This window comes from Longimicrobium sp. (assembly GCF_048594345.1).
Taxonomy (GTDB): domain Bacteria; phylum Gemmatimonadota; class Gemmatimonadetes; order Longimicrobiales; family Longimicrobiaceae; genus Longimicrobium.
The window spans coordinates 30,827-47,374 of record NZ_JBMDXM010000015.1; the positions used below are offsets into that span (position 1 = coordinate 30,827).

At 68.7% G+C, this 16,548-nt stretch carries 13 protein-coding genes and 1 riboswitch; of the genes, 8 read left to right on the forward strand and 5 right to left on the reverse strand.

All coding sequences use genetic code 11. The annotated features are described in order from the left end of the window. Window positions 1-92: 92 nt before the first annotated feature. Together ACOJUJ_RS01450 and ACOJUJ_RS01455 are read right to left on the reverse strand one after the other, a co-directional pair. On the reverse strand, window positions 93-1,685 hold the full coding sequence (locus tag ACOJUJ_RS01450) for an FAD-dependent oxidoreductase (protein ID WP_420125060.1): 1,593 nt from the start codon (window positions 1,683-1,685) through the stop codon (window positions 93-95). Window positions 1,686-1,778: 93 nt separating this feature from the next. Further along, window positions 1,779-2,057 (reverse strand): hypothetical protein, encoded by a 279-nt coding sequence (locus ACOJUJ_RS01455; protein WP_420125061.1) that lies wholly within the window; start codon window positions 2,055-2,057, stop codon window positions 1,779-1,781. A gap of 182 nt (window positions 2,058-2,239) precedes the next feature. On the opposite strand from ACOJUJ_RS01455, the gene ACOJUJ_RS01460 reads away from it, so the two are divergent. The 5 genes from ACOJUJ_RS01460 (at window position 2,240) to ACOJUJ_RS01480 (ending at window position 6,945) form a co-directional block, all read left to right on the forward strand. Next, window positions 2,240-2,992 carry a TMEM175 family protein gene (locus ACOJUJ_RS01460; protein WP_420125062.1) on the forward strand — a complete coding sequence of 251 codons (753 nt, stop codon included), beginning with the start codon at window positions 2,240-2,242 and terminating at the stop codon, window positions 2,990-2,992. A 266-nt stretch (window positions 2,993-3,258) separates the two neighbouring features. Further along, entirely contained in the window at window positions 3,259-3,594 is a 336-nt protein-coding gene (locus ACOJUJ_RS01465) for a hypothetical protein (protein ID WP_420125063.1), read from the forward strand. 270 nt (window positions 3,595-3,864) lie between these two features. Beyond that, complete coding sequence (locus tag ACOJUJ_RS01470) at window positions 3,865-4,596, forward strand: hypothetical protein (RefSeq protein WP_420125064.1); 732 nt, start codon at window positions 3,865-3,867, stop codon at window positions 4,594-4,596. Between the two features lie 166 nt (window positions 4,597-4,762). Then, entirely contained in the window at window positions 4,763-5,782 is a 1,020-nt protein-coding gene (locus ACOJUJ_RS01475) for a hypothetical protein (RefSeq protein ID WP_420125065.1), read from the forward strand. Window positions 5,783-5,898: 116 nt separating this feature from the next. Then, entirely contained in the window at window positions 5,899-6,945 is a 1,047-nt protein-coding gene (locus tag ACOJUJ_RS01480; RefSeq protein WP_420125066.1) for a hypothetical protein, read from the forward strand. 581 nt (window positions 6,946-7,526) lie between these two features. On the opposite strand, the gene ACOJUJ_RS01485 is transcribed toward ACOJUJ_RS01480, so the two are convergent. Together ACOJUJ_RS01485 and ACOJUJ_RS01490 are read right to left on the reverse strand one after the other, a co-directional pair. Beyond that, window positions 7,527-7,718, reverse strand: coding sequence for a hypothetical protein (locus ACOJUJ_RS01485; RefSeq protein ID WP_420125067.1), 192 nt, complete (start codon window positions 7,716-7,718; stop codon window positions 7,527-7,529). Between the two features lie 222 nt (window positions 7,719-7,940). Further along, on the reverse strand, window positions 7,941-8,222 hold the full coding sequence (locus ACOJUJ_RS01490) for a hypothetical protein (RefSeq protein WP_420125068.1): 282 nt from the start codon (window positions 8,220-8,222) through the stop codon (window positions 7,941-7,943). A gap of 140 nt (window positions 8,223-8,362) precedes the next feature. Further along, window positions 8,363-8,435: riboswitch (SAM riboswitch) on the forward strand. A gap of 86 nt (window positions 8,436-8,521) precedes the next feature. On the opposite strand from ACOJUJ_RS01490, the gene metH reads away from it, so the two are divergent. The 3 genes from metH to ACOJUJ_RS01505 all read left to right on the forward strand — a co-directional run bounded on the left by metH (window position 8,522) and on the right by ACOJUJ_RS01505 (window position 14,994). Further along, complete coding sequence (gene metH, locus ACOJUJ_RS01495) at window positions 8,522-11,992, forward strand: methionine synthase (protein WP_420125069.1); 3,471 nt, start codon at window positions 8,522-8,524, stop codon at window positions 11,990-11,992. 462 nt (window positions 11,993-12,454) lie between these two features. Next, the gene (locus ACOJUJ_RS01500) at window positions 12,455-13,054 is read left to right on the forward strand and encodes a hypothetical protein (protein ID WP_420125070.1); all 600 of its coding nucleotides are present in this window, start codon (window positions 12,455-12,457) and stop codon (window positions 13,052-13,054) included. Between the two features lie 32 nt (window positions 13,055-13,086). Continuing rightward, a complete protein-coding gene (locus tag ACOJUJ_RS01505; RefSeq protein WP_420125071.1) occupies window positions 13,087-14,994 on the forward strand; it encodes a bifunctional homocysteine S-methyltransferase/methylenetetrahydrofolate reductase in 1,908 nt (635 codons plus the stop codon). Window positions 14,995-15,137: 143 nt separating this feature from the next. Here the strand turns inward: ACOJUJ_RS01505 and ACOJUJ_RS01510 are convergent, their stop codons facing one another. Then, window positions 15,138-16,139, reverse strand: a complete 1,002-nt coding sequence (locus ACOJUJ_RS01510; RefSeq protein ID WP_420125072.1) for a hypothetical protein — start codon at window positions 16,137-16,139, stop codon at window positions 15,138-15,140. Between the last annotated feature and the right edge of the window lie 409 nt (window positions 16,140-16,548).

Here is a 16,548-nt window from a genome sequence, read left to right on the forward strand (position 1 = left end):
CCGCGTGAGCCCGGCAGTAGCACTCCGACTGCACGGCGAATCATGGAAACTGGTGTGATGCGAAGCCGGAGCGCCGGACCCCGATCACGCCCTCATCGGACCGGAATCGATTGCGCGTGGTGAAAGTAGTTTTCCGGATCCCATCGTTGCTTCACCTTCACCAGGTTGCGGGGATTCTGTCGAAAATTCTCCAGGAAGTAAAGCCAGAGCGCCTGATCGGCATCGCCGCGCTCATGGCTGCCCAGGTCGATGTCGGGATAGTTGTAGTAGGCGCCATCGACGGTGCCGGTACGGTCCCGGGCCGGGTCGGGCGTGCCGCCGTATTCGGCATACACGTCGCGATAGAAGTCGTTGATCCACTGCAGGTGAGCCGCGGCCTGATCCGAGTAGGGCTGCAGATGGCTCTCGCCCGGTTTGGAGGCGTTGATCCAGTAGGTCTGGTACTGAAGCTTCAGCATGGAGCTGCGCTGCGGGACGGCCGTGGACTCCGCGGACCGCCTGTTGACCGCACCACCGTAGCTGTCCACCTGCAGGAGCGATTGATTCATGTCGGCGGCAGGCAGCCCCGGCGGGGTCGTATTCAGCCACCGGTAGATGGCTGCGACCTGATCAGCCGGAAAAGGCTTCTTCATGTACGCCGACTTGTATTTTCCGAACTGGTTGGGGCCGGAACCGTTCAGGGTTTGCAGCGCCTCGAGGTACGTGACGTGCTGCGCGGCGTCGCTGGCCGGCATCGTCGTCATGTAGCCAGGGTGCCCGCCCAGCGGCTTCTCGAGCGGCACGGTGGGAACCACCCGCTCCAGCAGCGCCCTCCAGCGGCCGGTGCTCATCTCCGCCCGCGCTTGATGCTCGCGCATGCCCACGCCGGGGGCAGACGCCATCTGCAGGATCAGCCCGATCTGTCCGTTCGAAACGTGGTTCAGTTTCAGCAGCCCAAAGTCGGTCTCGGGCATCTCCGCGACCAGCTCGGCGTATGCCGCCAGCAGGTCCGCGAAACTGTTCGGGTCCAGATCGGACCAGTTCCACGCCAGGGTCGAGATCGTGGCGTGATCGGGCGCGTTAGGGAGGTCGGCAAAGTAGTAGCGCACGATGACGCCGAAATTGCCGCAGCCGGCGCCGCACAGCGCCCAGAAGAGGTCGCGCTCGTCGCTCGTCGCGCTGTCGGCGGAGACATGGCGTAGTTGCGCCTGTCCGGCCCCGGCGTCCCACGTGACGATGTCCACGGCGTGCAGGTGATCGACGGTCAGACCGTGCAGCCGCGACAGCAATCCATAACCGCCGCCGGTGATGTGGCCGCCCGCGCCGACCGAATAGCAGCTGCCGGCGGGAAGCGTCTTGTTGTATCCATTCAAGAGCGTGCGGTAGACGCTCCAGTTCTCGCAGCCCGCGTCGACGAAGAAAGCGTTCCGCGCCCGATCGAACCCCACCTGGTTCAGTGCCGACAGGTCGATGACGGCCCTGGTGGTGCTGTTGTAGACGAAGTTTTCGTAGCAGTGGCGACCCGAGGTTGCCTTGACGTCCCTTCCCCAGGCCCGTATGGCGGCGGTCAGGCAGTCCGCCACCTGTTCCGGATGCGTCGGTACGTAGACCGCCTGCAGGTTGGGCGCGAACCAGCGGCGGTCGAATCCCTGACGATCACTGATGACGACGGGACGGCTACCACCCTGCGCGATTGAATGGCTCAAGACGGCACTCCTTCTTCCGTTGAATTGTGCTTGATTGGATTTAATCGCCCTTGCTGCTCACTGCCTCCCTTTCCTGCCCTCCGGCTCGCCCGGTCAGCAGCCCGGCGTTTCCTGCCGCGTGCCGCACACCTGGTAGTTCGTGTTCGGGCAGTCGACCGCGGTGCGCTCGCACAGCTCGTTGTTGGTGTAGTCGCACGAGTGGATGGTTTCCATCCCCGTTCCGCACCAGTAGTACGCGGTGTCGCACAGGCAGCTGTCCATCCAGGTGCAGTCCTCGCCGCGCCCAACCACCGTGCCCGGCCCGCGGCGCGCAGCGCTCGTCCCGAACGATTCCACTTGCAGGTTCTCCACCCGCAGCCGCAGCTTCTTCATCGTCCACCTCCGTTCCGGGGGATGTTAACCCGGCCCGCGCTCGGCGGGCCGGCGTGAACCGCGGCGGCGTTCCGGCGTTTCCGCCAGCGATGCAGTGTAATGCCGATGTCCCGTGTTTCCCAGCAGATTGTGTCGCATGGCGCGACGTACGATCCCGCAGGTCCGCACGCCCAGGAGGCGCGATGATCCGGTCCCCGATGGTGATGGACGGCAGCACGGTCGACGCGAACGGCTTTCGCCTGCGCGGGCGCGAGGTGTCGCGGCTCGAGGCGCTGAGCGACGCCGTGTTCGGCTTTGCCATCACGCTGCTGGTGGTGTCGCTGGAGGTGCCGCGGACGGCGACTGCGCTGTTCGACGCGATGAGCGGCTTTGTGGCGTTTGCCGCCTGCTTTGCGCTGCTCTTCTTTATCTGGAACAGCCAGAACCGCTTCTTTCGCCGCTACGGGCTGAACGACGGGTGGACGGTCGCGCTGAACGGCGTGCTGCTGTTCGTCATCGTCTTCTTTGTGTATCCGCTCAAGTTCGTGTTCACCCTGGTGATCGACATGATGCGCGGCGGCCGCCCCTGGCTGCAGACGCACGACGGCGTGCAGGTGCTCACGGCGGACCAGTGGCCGGGGCTGATGATGATCTATGGCGGCGGATACATGGCGGTGTTCCTGCTCTTTGCGCTGATGCACCTGAACGCGCTGCGCCTGGGTGACGCCCTCGATCTGTCGGAGATGGAGCGCTACGACACGATGGACAACGTGCGCGAAAGCCTGCTGAACGTGGCGATCGGCGCGGTGTCGGTGCTGCTGTCGGTGTTTGGCGGGGAATCCGGACCGCTGCTGGGCGGGCTGTCGTACTGGCTGGTGGGGCCGGCGCTGCTGGCGCACGGCTGGCTCAGCGGCCGCCGCCGCAAGCGGGTGGAGTCGGTGCCGGCGATTGGATAAGACCTGATCCGCAAATACACTCCATATTCCCCAACTGCAGGTTCTCACGCAGAGGGAGCAGAGGAAGCAGAGTTTTTACATCAGTTCTCTGCTTCCTCCGCTTCCTCTGCGTGCCCAATGTTTTTACGGGTTTGTGGATTCGGTACAAGGCCGGTAGATCCGCACGTCCGAGCGCGGCCAACGCCCGGCCGGGAGCGGCTGTACTGTGATGTGAACCGCTCCTCAGCGGGCGCAGACACTGGACTCCCGGACCGAGGTTCACACCCATGAAGCCGTACTGGATGCTTGCCCTGGCGCTGGCCGCAGCGCCCGCCCCGCTCGCCGCGCAGCACAGCCATCACCGCGACCGTGCGGAAGACGTGCGCGACCGCCGTGAGGACCGCCGTGACCGGCGCGAAGACATCGCGGATCGCCGCGAAGACCGGCGCGACCGCGCGGAAGACCGACGCGACGCACGGCACTTTGGCGGCGCGCGCGACATCCGCGAAGACGTGCGCGACCGGCGCGAAGACGTACGGGACCGCCGCGAGGACGTGCGCGATCGGCGCGAAGACGTCCGCGACCGCCGCGAGGATCGCCGCGACCGGCGCCGGCCCGCGTAGCTTCCAGCGTCTTCCCCAAGACAGCGGAGCCCCGGCTGACCGGCCGGGGCTCCGCGTCGTTCATCGCCAGCACCGCGTGTGAAGCAAATCCGTCGGCTGTGTGATAGTGATTGCAACCATTGGGCTTCATGGGGAATCCATTAGGAGTCGGCGGCACCGCAAACATCGGCGATTGCCGCGCTGTACTGTGGAAATGGGTACGGGACGGCGCGCCCGCGCCGTGGTCGCCGGACGCCCCGCCGATTCCTTTCCTGAACGGAGATCCATTCCATGAAACCGCACTGGATGATTGCCCTGGCGCTGGCCGCCGCGCCCGCGTCGCTGGCCGCGCAGATCGCCCCGCCCGCCACCAGTTCTGAAGACCGCGCCCGCGCCGAAGCCCGTGAGCACGCCGAACACGCCCGTGAGCGGGCAGAGCACGCCCGTGAGCACGCGGAGCACGCGCGTGACCGAGCCCGGGCGGACGCCGAGCGCGCCCGCGAGCACGCGCGTGAGCATGGCCGCCGCGCTCGTGAGCACGCGGAGCATGCGCGTGAGCGAGCCCATGCGGACGCCGCGCGCGCCAGGGAGCACGCGGAGCATGCGCGTGAGCGGGCCCGTGAGCACGCCCGCGGCGACCACGTCCGCGCCCGGACGCAGGTGCGTGTCCGCGAGCATCAGCACGAGGCGCGTGCACATGCGGAACGCGCCCGGATGCACGCCGAGCGCGCCGGACGCGACGCGGAGCGGGCAGCCCTTCGCGCCCACGAGGAAGCCCGCCGCGCCGGGGTGCACGGCCGCGAGGCCGCCGACCACGCCCGCCGCCACGCGGAGATCGCCGCCCGCCACGGCGTCCAGCACCGCGAGCATGCCGCCCGCGCCCGTGTGCACGAGCAGCGCGCCCGGCAGCAGGCCGACCGCATCCGCCAGCGGCGCCTGCGCGAGCACCGTGAAGAGCGCCGCGAGAAGTCCGAGGAGCACCGCGAGGAGCACGAGGACCGCCGCGACGACGACACCCTCTGACCCGCGGATTCACAGCCGCAGCCGAAGGTTCGAAGCCCCGCCCCGTGCGGGGCTTCGTGCGTCCGGATCCTCGCGTCGTCCCACTGGGTACGTACCGGCGGTTGACGGGTTCGGCTAGCGGCGGTAACTCTCCGGCCCGCCGGCGAACCGCCATCCACACGTCCTCATGAATCACCTTCCCGTCACCTCCCGCATCCGGCTGCCGGAGCCGCTGAGCATCATCCACTCCCTGGTTCGCCACGACGGACGGCGCGCCGTGGCGGTGGGCGAGCGCACCGGGCAGCTGTGGCTGCTGGACATCGATCCCGATTCACGGAGTTGCGTGCCGAGCGCGCTCCCGATCCACCTGCCGCGGAACGAGGACGGCCGGGACTGGAACGTCCGTCTGATGACGGCATCCCACGCGCTTGACCGGCTGCTGCTGTGGACCGACCAGGCACGGGTGCACGCGATTTCCTCCGGCGACGTGGTGGCGGAACTGTGGCCGCATTCGGAGGGAGCGCTGTGCCTGAGCCCGTCCGGGCGCTGGGCCATCCGGCTCGAGGAGGAGCGGGGCGCGGTCATGGATCTGGATGCCCCGTTCCCGGCGTGGCGCGAAACGTCCGCGTTTCACGTTACGGAAGGCGCGTCGGGCGAGCTGGAGTGGATCTACCTGGACCACGTGGACGACGTCGTCGCGCATCCCTGCGAGGGTGAGCCGCTGCTGGCGGAGGAGGAAACGTTCTGGCTGGCGGCGGGATGCTACGGCGAGGTGTTCACCCACCAGGTGGAAGGGGATTTGGACGTCCGGCGCGTTCCCGGGCGCACGCGGGGCTTCGGCGGCCTGGTGTACGATCCCACGCAACTGGTGCGGCCGTTCGGACAGCGCCACCTGTTCGTGCTGCACGGCTTCGGCATGGGGCTGGCCGCCCTGGATCCCGCGACGGGCGAGCGGTACGACTGCCTGATGCGCCCGCCGCAGCGAAGGACCTACGCCTTCTTTCACCGCGTGGTGCCCTGCGGTGCGGCGCCGCTGGCGTGGGGAACCAGCGTGGACGGCTCCTTTCTGTGGCGCGTGGGCGACCCCCCGGTGCGGATGCCCGATGCGCCCGGTCCGGTGGTCGCGCTGTATCCTGACGCGCTCCTCTCCCTTGCGCCGGACGGCACGGAGCTGCTGTGGGGCGATCTGACGGTTCCGCCGTCATGATGCCGCCTGGAATCACGAGAATGCCGCGGTCCGGCCGGGCGCTCTCCGGTTGATGGCTTCTTCCGCCCCAACGATCCTCGGTACATCCGGCGTCCTCCATCCGCACCTCGCCTTCCATGGATCACCTCGCTGTCACCGCCCGCATCCCGCTGCCGGAGCCGCTGAGCCCGGGCTACGGCTTCGTTCGCCACGACGGCCGGCGGGGCGTGGCGGTGGGCAGGCGCACGGGACAGCTGTGGCTGCTGGACATCGATCCGCGGGCGCGAACGTGCGAGCCGCGCCCGCTCGCCATCCACCTGCCGCGGAGCAGCGACGGCAGGGGATGGAACGTCCACGTGATGTCGGGCTCGCACGCGCTGGAACGGCTGCTGCTGTGGTCCAGGGACCATCAGCCCCGTGTGTACGCCATCCCTTCGGGCGAGCTGGTCGCCGCGCTGCCGACGCTTCCGGGCCCGACCCTCTGTCTTAGCCCCGACGGGCGCTGGGTCATCAGCGTGGGCGAGGGCCGCGGCGGCACGCTGGATCTGGATGCCGGCGAGGCGGCGTGGAGCGAGACGTTCACCTTTCACCACCGGGAGCGCGACTCCGACGGCGAGTTGGAAGGTCTGGCGCTGCACGGCGTCCAGAGCGTCGTCGCCCTTCCGTGTGCGGATGGCGACGTGCCGGAGGGTGAGGAGCACTTCTGGCTGGCGGCGGGATGCTACGGCGTGGTGGTCACGCATCGCGTGGACGCGCTGCACGGGCTGGGCGAGCTGCGCCGCATCCCCGGGCAGACGCGCATCGTGGGGGACCTGGTGTACGACCCCACCGACGTGCTGTGGCCGGCGGCGCACCGGCACGTGCTGGTATGGCACGGCCACGGCTGCGGGCTGGCGGCGATCGACCCGGCCACGGGCCAGCTGCACCACTGCTGGGTCCGCGGGCGCGGCCAGCAGCCGTACGGCTTCTTTTCCGGCGTGCTCGCCTGCGGTACGGCGCCGGTCGCGTGGGCCCCCTGCGGCGATGGAGACTTCCTGTGGCGCGTGGGCCAGCCGCCCGTCCCCGTTCCCGCGCCGCCGGACCTGGCGATGCCGATCGCGCTGTACCCGGATGCGCTCCTCTGCCTCTCCGTCGACGGCGGCGAGCTGCTGTGGTGCAGCCTGCCGGACGCGGCAGGCGAGTAGCGGACATCCGTGCACGAAAGAGCCCCCGGCACTCCACGAGTTCCGGGGGCTCTTTGCTGATCTTCTTTCGAACCTCGCGTCCACAATCAGTCATCCTGAGGAAGGCGTCGCGGCGGACTGTCGCGAACGACGGAGTCCGGGCGCCGACCGAAGGACCTTGCCGGCAGAACTGAGCGGCTGGATGTACGCCACCAAACTTGCCCCCGCTGGCGTAAAGCAGGTCCTTCGCGCACAAACGACTGGGTACGGATGGTTACGCGTGTGCGCTTCCCTCAGGCTGAGCCTCAGAGGGTGTTGAGAAACCTCGAATCATGCCAGTCATCCTGAGGGAGGCGCCGCTCCATAACCTGCTCATACACAACACCCTGGCGCCGACCGAAGGACCTTGCCGGCAGAAGCGTAAGGCTGGCTTCAGGCCCCGCATCTGGCCTCACGGTCGCGGAGAGAAGGTCCTTCGGTCGCGCGTAAGCTCTTGTGGTCCTGAAGGTTATGCGTGGCGCTCCCTCAGGATGACTGTGCGCTTCGTACGAAGAGCTGCGATTTCTCAACACCCTCTCAGGATGACTGACGGGCTCATCCCGTCAGGAGCACTCCACGTCGCTGATGGGGCACACGGCGTAGACGGACGGCACCTGGCAGAACGGGTTGCGGGTGTTGCAGTTGCGCGTGGGATCCGCCTCGTGCGCGTGCACGGTGCCGCGCGAGGTCACGTCTGCGCCCGCGGTTTCGAACGAATCCACCGACAGCGCGTCCAGGTTCAGCTTGATCTTCATCGTCTGCCTCATGGGTGGCGTGAATGGGATGATGCCAGCACAGGTTTGAAGATCCGTCCGCCCGCAATGTTGGAATCAAGTTCCGTCGATCGGGCGGATGGAATCCACCCCCGGCCGTGCGACGAAAGCCCCGGCCACGCAACGCGCGGCCGGGGCATCGTGCATCATCCCGTCTTTGTGGAGGGCACGCGCATGTGCTGCGTCATGACCACCGGGGTGCGGTCAGCCTTTCGGCACGCAGGGCATGCAGCTCTCGGCGCAGCTGTACTGGCCGCAGGTGTTTTCGCCGCAAGTGACGGCGCTCGGGCAGCCGCACGACCAGTCGCAGGTGGCAAGACCGGAGCAGGCGCTGCTCTGGGGGCACTCGCAGGTCGCAACGATGCTCTGCGGCTCCTCGGGGCCGCTCTGGTGCGGGTGCACGGTGCCGCGCGCGTCCGCCTGCAGCGGCGCGGGGACAAACGACTCCACCCGCAGCGAATCGACGTTCAGCCTGAGCTTGTTCATGACCGGTTCATCCTGGTTGAGAGAATCTTGCATGGGGAGGCGGATAAAGTAAGGCATGCGGACCCGCTTTGCGCAAGCGCAAGCCCCGCCCCCTTGCGCGATTTGCGGGGGACGCTAGATTCCGCCCCGTACGCATCAACTCCGCGTGCCGAGGGGATTTGCGCGACCGCTTGCGCCTCGTTAAAAACGCTAAAGAGTCGGGATGGACCGGAGCCGATGTCGGACAGCCGATCCAGCGCATTTTCGCCCCGCACTCTCCCTTCCGAGTCGTGGGGTTTTCTGTTTTGGGATCTGACACGATGACGCAGCAGCGCTCGCCGTACCTTGCCGCACTGAAAGACCGCGTCCTGGTGTTCGACGGGGCCATGGGCACCAGCATCCAGCGCTACGAGCTGACCCCCGACGACTTTGGCGGGCAGGCGCTGGAGGGGTGCAACGACTACCTGGTCATCACCCGGCCCGACGTGATCGGCGAGATTCACGCGTCGTTCATGGAGGCGGGGTGCGACGTGCTGGAGACGGACACCTTTCGCTCCAACCGCATCACCCTGCGCGAGTACGGGCTGCACGAGCGCGTCCGCGAGATCAACGTGGCCGCCGCCCGGCTGGCCCGCTCCGTGGCCGACCGCTTTGCCGCGCGGGACGGCCGGGCGCGCTTTGTCGCGGGCTCCATCGGCCCCTCCGGCTTTCTTCCCTCGGCCAGCGACCCCACGCTGGGCGGCATTACCTTCGCCGAGCTGGTGCCGGTGTTCGCCGAGCAGGCGGCGGCGCTCATCGAAGGCGGCGCCGACGTGCTGCTGATCGAGACCTCGCAGGACATCCTGGAGGTCAAGGCCGCCATCTTCGGCTGCCGCGAGGCGATCGCCGCGGCGGGGCGCCCGGTCGCGCTGCAGGTGCAGGTGACGCTGGATACGTCCGGCCGCATGCTGCTGGGGACCGACATCGCCGCGGCGATGGTGACGCTGGAGTCGCTGCGGGCGGACGTCATCGGCCTCAACTGCTCGACCGGTCCCGAGCACATGCGGCAGGCCATCCGCTACCTGGGCGAGAACAGCCGCCTGCCCGTCAGCTGCATCCCCAACGCCGGCATCCCGCACAACGAGGGCGGCTGCGCGGTCTATCCGCTGGGCAGCACCTCGTTCGCGGAGCAGATGGAGGAGTTCATCCGCGAGCACGGCGTGAACGTCGTCGGCGGATGCTGCGGCACCACGCCGGACCACATCCGCGAGCTGGTCGCCCGCATCCGCGACGTCACGCCGAAGTCCAGGCGGGTGGAGTACGTCCCCCGCCTTTCCTCCGGCATCCGCGCGACGGACCTGGTGCAGGTCCCCGCGCCCACGATGATCGGTGAACGGGTGAACGCGCAGGGGTCGCGCAAGGTCAAGCGGCTGCTGCTGGCGGACGACTACGACGGCATTCTGGACGTGGCCCGCGAGCAGACGGAGAGCGGCGCGCACGTGCTGGACGTGTGCGTGGCCCTTACCGAGCGGCAGGACGAGTCGGCGCAGATGCGCACGGTGGTCAAGCTCCTGAGCCAGGGCGTGGAGGCGCCGCTGTGCATCGACAGCACCGAGGCGGACGTGATCCGCACGGCACTGGAGCAGTCGCCGGGGCGCGCCATCGTCAACTCCATCAACCTGGAGAACGGCCGCGAGCGGATCGACGCCGTGCTTCCCGCCGTTGCGGCGCACGGGGCGGCGGTGGTGGCGCTGACCATCGACCGCGACCTGGGGGGGATGACCAAGACGGCGGAAACCAAGCTGCAGGCGGCCAAGAAGATCCACGACATCGCCGTCCACGAGTTTGGCCTGGCGCCCGACGCGCTGATCTTCGACGCCCTGACCTTCACCCTGGCCACGGGCGACGAGGAGTTCCGCCGCAGCGCCGTGGAGACGATCGAGGGGATCCGCGCCATCAAGCGCGAGCTGCCGGGGGTGCTGACCACGCTGGGCGTGTCGAACGTGTCGTTCGGCCTGCAGCCGCACGCGCGCGCGGTGCTGAACTCCGTCTTTCTGCACTACTGCGTCGAGGCGGGGCTGGACACGGCCATCATCAACCCCGCGCACGTAAAGCCGTACTTTGAGATCGACGCGGACGAGCGCAGGCTGGCGGACGACCTGATCTTTGACCGGCGCACGGAGACGCACGACCCGCTGGCGGCGTTTATCCAGCACTACGAGGGGAAAAGCGGCGAGGTGGAATCCGCCGTGGATCCCACGGAGCAGATGACGCCGGAAGAGGCGCTGCACTGGAAGATCCTGCACCGCAAGAAGGACGGGATCGAGGAGTGGGTGGACCGCGGCGTGGAAAAGCTGGGCGCGGTGCCGGTGCTGAACACGGTGCTGCTGCCGGCGATGAAGGAAGTGGGCGACAAGTTTGGCGCCGGCGAGCTCATCCTCCCCTTCGTCCTCCAGAGCGCGGAGGTGATGAAGAAGGCTGTCGCGCGGCTGGAGCAGTATCTCGAGAAAGCCGAGGGGCAGACCAAGGGCAAGGTGGTGCTGGCGACCGTGTACGGCGACGTGCACGACATCGGCAAGTCGCTGGTGAACACCATTCTGACCAACAACGGCTACACTGTGTTCGATCTGGGCAAGCAGGTGCCCGTCAACACCATCCTGGAAAAGGCGGAGGAGGTGGGCGCCGACGCAATCGGCCTGAGCGCGCTCCTGGTTTCTACGTCCAAGCAGATGCCGCTGGCGGCGCAGGAGCTCTTTCGCCGCAACCTTAAGTATCCGCTGCTGGTGGGCGGCGCGGCGATCAACCCCAGCTTTGTCCGTTCCGCGGCGCTGGTGGGGGCGGAGGAGCCGTACCCGTCGGGGATGTTCTACTGCAAGGACGCCTTCGAGGGGCTGGACACGATGGACCGCATTGTCGCGGAGGACGGCGACGCGTTCATCCGTGCGCACAACGTGGAGATGCTGCGGCGCCAGGCGGAGTACGAGGCGCGCAAGGCGTCGGCCGGCAGCATGCGGCCCGCCAGCCGCGAGAACCCCGCGGTGGCGCTGGCGGACGTCCCCACGCCGCCGTTCTGGGGATGGAAGACGCTGCTGGGGATTCCCGTTGACGACGTGGTGGCGTGCATCGACCGCAACACGCTGTACCGCATGCAGTGGGGCGCGCGCAACCTGAAGGGCGAAGAGTGGGACCGCATTGTCCGCGAGGACTTTGAGCCGCGGCTGGCCCGCTACACGCTGGAGGCGCGCACGCAGCGCTGGCTTTCACCGAAGGCCGTCTACGGCTACTTCCCCGCGGGCCGCGACGGCGACGCGGTGGTGGTCTTCGACCCCGCGGATCGCACGAAGGAAATCGGCCGCTTTGAATTTCCGCGGCAGGAAGACCGCGAGGAGCTGTGCCTGGCGGACTACTTTCGCCCGCTGGACGGCGACGGGCCGCGGGACGTGCTGCCGCTGCAGGTGGTGACCAGCGGCGATCGCGCGGCGGAGTTCATCGAGCGCAAGAACCAGGGCGGGGACTACTCGGAAGGGTACTTCCTCCACGGGTTCAGCGTGCAGACGGCGGAGGGGACGGCGGAGTACGTGAACCGCCGCGTGCGGCAGGAGCTGGGGCTTGAGGGCGAGCGCGGGCTGCGCTACAGCTGGGGGTACCCGGCGTGCCCCGACGTGGAGCAGCACGAGACGCTGTTCCGCATCCTGCCCGTGAAGGAGACGATCGGCGTGGGGCTGACGGCCGGGTTCCAGCTGGACCCCGAGCAGTCCACGGCGGCGCTGGTGGTGCACCATCCCGCGGCGAAGTACTTCTCGACGAGCTGAGATCGGCGCGCTCCGGACGCGCCCTCTCCCCCGACCGGCCTTTCGCTCGTTCCTCGCGACGGCGGTCGACCCCTCCCCCAACTTCGGGGGAGGGGTGGTGGATGGGGCAGGGGGTGGAGTGCTTCGGAGGGCCCGCAGGCCCCCTCCGGGCCGGCACCACCGGCCCACCTCCCCCGAAACTGCCGGGGGAGGTGTTGTGGGTGGGGCAGGGGGCGGAGTGTTTCGGATGGGGTAGCGCGGGATGGTGCGACGCACCGGGTCGAAGCGGGATCGAAGTCCACCTCCCCCAGGGGTTTTTGGGGGAGGTGCGAGCCTAGGCGAGTAAGGGGGCGCCCCGCCGACGCCAGTTCGATCTGTTTCGACGCGCCTCGATGGCGGCGGCAACAACCTCCCCTCTCCGTGAGGAACGAACGGGGAGGGGCCGGGGGAGGGGCACCCCGCGCGGACGCAGTTCGATGTGTGGTGAACCGCTCCGATCCGACGGATGAGGCGGCGTCAGGGCGACAGCGGCAGGGAACGTGCAGACACGCCAACGTTTGCATCGGAAGTTCACACACCCGCCGCACGCCGGCTCCGCCGCAGGAGGACCCTATCGCCAACCGGTACGACGCGTACGACGCCCGCATCGACCAGGCGCTGCGCACGCACAAACGCAAGTCGCGCATCGTGAGCGTCGCCATCATCGCCATTGGCCTGCTGGTGGTGGCCGTCGCGCTGCTGATGGGCGGCCGCCGCCGCGAGAGCCGCGCCGCCAGCGTGGCCGTCGGCGACGACAGCACCATGGTGGCGCAGACGCTGGGGCAGCCGCCGCACCGCTGCGAGGCCAGCAACCTGGCGCACCTGGAGAACCAGTTCCCCGCCGGAACGCCGCGCCCCACCATCGACGAAGAGATGATCCGGCTGCGGCGCGGCACGGTGACGCGCTGGGTGTATCCCAAGGGCCAGGGGTGCGTGCCCGACGACGGCGCCGTCGAGGTGGGGTTTGACCGGCAGGGACGCGTGCTGTGGGTGGTGCCCACCCGCGACAAGCGCCCGCTGGTGTATGAAGGCGCCCCCACGTAACGCGCGGGGGCCGTTACCCGTGAAGAAGACCGATGCGCGATTTTCGCCGGCTGCTGGAGGACGGCCGTCCCCACCTCTTCGACGGGGCCATGGGGACGATGCTGTACGCCCGCGGCGTCTACATCAACCGCTGCTACGACGAGCTTTCGCTCACCCAGCCTGACCTGGTGCGCGACGTTCACCGCGCCTACGTAAAGGCGGGCGCGGAGATCATCGAAACCAACACCTACGGGGCCAGCCGCACCAAGCTCGCCCGCCACGGCCTGGAAGACCGCCTGCACGAGATCAACGTGGCCGCCGCCCGCCTTGCCCGCGAGGCGACGGGCGACCGCGCGTGCGTGGCGGGCGCCATGGGACCCCTGGGCGTGCGCATCGAGCCGTACGGCCCCACGGCCCGCGACGAGGCCCGCGGCATCTTTCGCGAGCAGGCGTCGGCGCTGGCGGAGGGCGGGGTGGACCTCTTCATCCTGGAAACCTTCGCGGACCTGGAAGAGATTCACCAGGCCATCCTGGGCGTGCGTGACGCTTCGCAGCTCCCCATCGTGGCGCAGATGGTGATTCGCGAGGACGGCCGCACCGCCTTTGGCAGCGACGCGCAGCTGATCTCGGAGCGGCTGGCGGAGTGGGGCGCGGACGTCGTGGGCCTCAACTGCAGCGTGGGGCCGAGTGCGATGCTGAACGCGGCGGATCGCCTTCTCGCGTCCACCACCACGCCGGTGTCGATGCAGCCCAACGCCGGGCTGCCGCGCGAGGTGGAGGGGCGCACGATGTACATGGCGTCGCCCGAGTACATGGCCAGCTACGCGGCGCGGATGATCCGCAAGGGGGTGCGCTTTGTGGGCGGGTGCTGCGGGACCACGCCGGAGCACGTGGCGGCCATGGCGGGTGCGGTGCGCATGCTGGCGCCGGCGTCGGAGCCGCGGGTGACGGTGGAGCAGGCGGAGAACGAGAACGCGATCGCGCAGGAGCCGGCACCGCTGGCGGAGCGCTCCAACTGGGGGCGCAAGCTGGTGTCGGGCGAGTTCCTGACGACGGTGGAGATCGTCCCGCCGCGCGGATCCAACCCGGAGGCCATGCTGGAGGGCGTGCGGCTGCTGAAGGCGGCGGGGGTGGACGGCGTGAACGTGCCGGACGGCCCGCGCGCGCAGTCGCGGATGGGCGCGCTGGCGACGGCGGTGCTCATCCAGCAGCGCGTGGGGATCGAGGCGGTGGTGCACTACTGCTGCCGCGACCGCAACCTGCTGGGGATGCTGTCGGACCTGCTGGGCGCGCAGGCGCTTGGGCTGCGCAACCTGCTGCTGATCACCGGCGACCCGCCCAAGATGGGCCCGTACCCGGATGCCACGGCGGTCTTCGACATCGACGCCATCGGGCTGACCAACCTGGTCTCACGGCTCAACCGGGGGATGGACCCCGGCGGCAACGCACTGGGCGAGCCCACCCGCTTCGTGGTCGGCGTGGGCGTGAACCCGGGGGCGGAGGACTTCGAGAACGAGATGCGGCGCTTCTACTGGAAGGTGGAGGCGGGGGCGGAGTACTGCATCACCCAGCCGGTGTTCGACTTGCGGCAGCTGGAGAAGTTCGTCCGCCGGATCGAGAAGGACGGGCTGCGCATTCCGGTGATCGCGGGCGTGTGGCCCTTGGTCAGCGCGCGGAACGCGGAGTTCCTGGCCAACGAGGTGCCCGGCGTCGTGGTGCCCGAGCCGGTGCTGGCGCGGATGCGGGTCGCCAGCGCGGAGGGCAAGGAGCGCGGCACGGAGGAGGGCACCCGCATTGCGCGGGGGATGCTGGCGGAGGCGCTGCCGATGATCCAGGGCGTGCAGGTGAGCGCGCCGTTCGGCAAGGTGCCGCTGGCGCTCAAGGTGTTCGAGGCGATCCCGGGGTGGAGCGCGGCTGCGGCGGAGGAGGAGGAGGAGGAGCGGGTGGTCGCGGGGGTGTGAGGCGCGACCCTCGGGCCCTCTCCCCCGACCGGCCTTTTGCTCGTTCCTCGCAACGGCGGTCGACCCCTCCCCCAACTTCGGGAGAGGGGTTGGTTTATTCAGGGTGGTGGCGCGGGGGGATCAACGTGGTGGCCCGGAGCGTGTCACCGCTCCGCCAGAGCGCGGGACAGCAGGTCGTGGAAGGTCTCGCCGGCCTGCAGGCGCTGCTTCCAGTCGGACACGTTCAGGCGGTCCAGGAGGATGGCGATGGCGGCGCCGGTGCCGTAGCTGCGCACCCGGATGGCCCATCCTGGATCGGAGGCGTCGATCTCCGTCGTCAGATGCTCGCGCACGGCGGCTGCGATCGGCTCGGGCCGCCGCCGTCCGTCGCCAAGCGCCGCGACGATGGATCCCACGTACTGGGCGCTCCCTTCGATCCGTTCCAGGTGCAGTTCCTCCGCGCGGACGCTTTCGGCCGTTGAGGCGTACCGCCGCGCCCGCACAGCCAGGTACGACCGGACCACCCGCTCCAGGCTGTCCCGCCCCGGCGCGTCCAGCGCGGCGACCAGCAGGCGGCGCTCCGATTCCACGAGCGAGGCGAACTCGGGACGCGCGGCCGATGCCCGGTCGAACGCGTCGTCCTGCCGCTCGGGCCGCGCAAAGGCGCGCAGTTGGAACGCGTGAAAGGACTCGTGGACCAGCACCTCGACGGTGGATTCCACTTCGTCCCGGACGGGCAACACCGTCATCTCCGGCCCCATCAGGCGCGTGCGGAGATCGAAGCCGATGCCGCGCGCGGAGTTGAGACGGGGGACCTCACCGTACGCCACGTACGCGCGTCCGCGCAGCGCCCGCGGAAGGACGCGCGGCGGAAGGGCGGTGAACAACGATTCCGGCGCGACCTCCGACACCACCAGCACCACCTTGTGCGGATTCGCGATGCCGAACGGCTGGCCCGGCGGCCAGAACCCCGGCCAGATCCTGGAAATCGCCGGCGACGCCATGACCAGCCGCGCCGCCGGTTCCAGGAGCGGCTGCACCGCGGAATCAGCCGATACGACGGCGGGGGGCGGGCTCTCCGTCCGCGGAGGAAGCGCCCCGCAGCCGGCCGCGAGGACGATCGCCGCCGTCCAGGCGTACGTGCGACGACGGTTCGCGGACGTCATCCCGTGTCGCTCATTGGCCACTCGTCCTCCGAAACGCTCTCCCATCCTCCATCCGTTGATCGTGTGCCCTGGATGCCGCGCGCAAAGCATCGTCAGCGCCGGCTCTATCGTCAACTAGGATCAACGCTTCTTAACGAGTCCAGAATAATCCACGTCGCCGTCGTACGGCACGAGAAACTCCGCCATCTCCACTGATACCGATTGCCGTGATCGACGTGCACTCCGAGTTCTACTCCCGGGCGTGATGGTGATACCGAATCCGGAAAAACAACATCGGAAGGTACAGAGGAACCGGGAACCGCCAGAGAAACAGAGGTGATCCGCATTCCTCCTCTGTTCCTCTGGCTGTTCTCTGTTCCTCTGTACCCTGACCTCTGTTTTCGGTAGCCCGACGTGAGGTGAGGTGGTT

What these genes read in the sequence shown, in the direction of transcription:
- ACOJUJ_RS01485 (WP_420125067.1), bottom strand. Translation starts at nt 7,718, where the DNA reads ATGAAGATCAAGCTGAACCTGGACGCGCTGTCGGTGGATTCGTTCGAA.
- ACOJUJ_RS01475 (WP_420125065.1), top strand. Translation starts at nt 4,763, where the DNA reads ATGAATCACCTTCCCGTCACCTCCCGCATCCGGCTGCCGGAGCCGCTG.
- ACOJUJ_RS01470 (WP_420125064.1), top strand. Translation starts at nt 3,865, where the DNA reads ATGAAACCGCACTGGATGATTGCCCTGGCGCTGGCCGCCGCGCCCGCG.
- ACOJUJ_RS01490 (WP_420125068.1), bottom strand. Translation starts at nt 8,222, where the DNA reads ATGAACAAGCTCAGGCTGAACGTCGATTCGCTGCGGGTGGAGTCGTTT.
- ACOJUJ_RS01465 (WP_420125063.1), top strand. Translation starts at nt 3,259, where the DNA reads ATGAAGCCGTACTGGATGCTTGCCCTGGCGCTGGCCGCAGCGCCCGCC.
- ACOJUJ_RS01455 (WP_420125061.1), bottom strand. Translation starts at nt 2,057, where the DNA reads ATGAAGAAGCTGCGGCTGCGGGTGGAGAACCTGCAAGTGGAATCGTTC.
- ACOJUJ_RS01510 (WP_420125072.1), bottom strand. Translation starts at nt 16,139, where the DNA reads ATGACGTCCGCGAACCGTCGTCGCACGTACGCCTGGACGGCGGCGATC.
- ACOJUJ_RS01480 (WP_420125066.1), top strand. Translation starts at nt 5,899, where the DNA reads ATGGATCACCTCGCTGTCACCGCCCGCATCCCGCTGCCGGAGCCGCTG.
- ACOJUJ_RS01505 (WP_420125071.1), top strand. Translation starts at nt 13,087, where the DNA reads ATGCGCGATTTTCGCCGGCTGCTGGAGGACGGCCGTCCCCACCTCTTC.
- metH (WP_420125069.1), top strand. Translation starts at nt 8,522, where the DNA reads ATGACGCAGCAGCGCTCGCCGTACCTTGCCGCACTGAAAGACCGCGTC.
- ACOJUJ_RS01460 (WP_420125062.1), top strand. Translation starts at nt 2,240, where the DNA reads ATGATCCGGTCCCCGATGGTGATGGACGGCAGCACGGTCGACGCGAAC.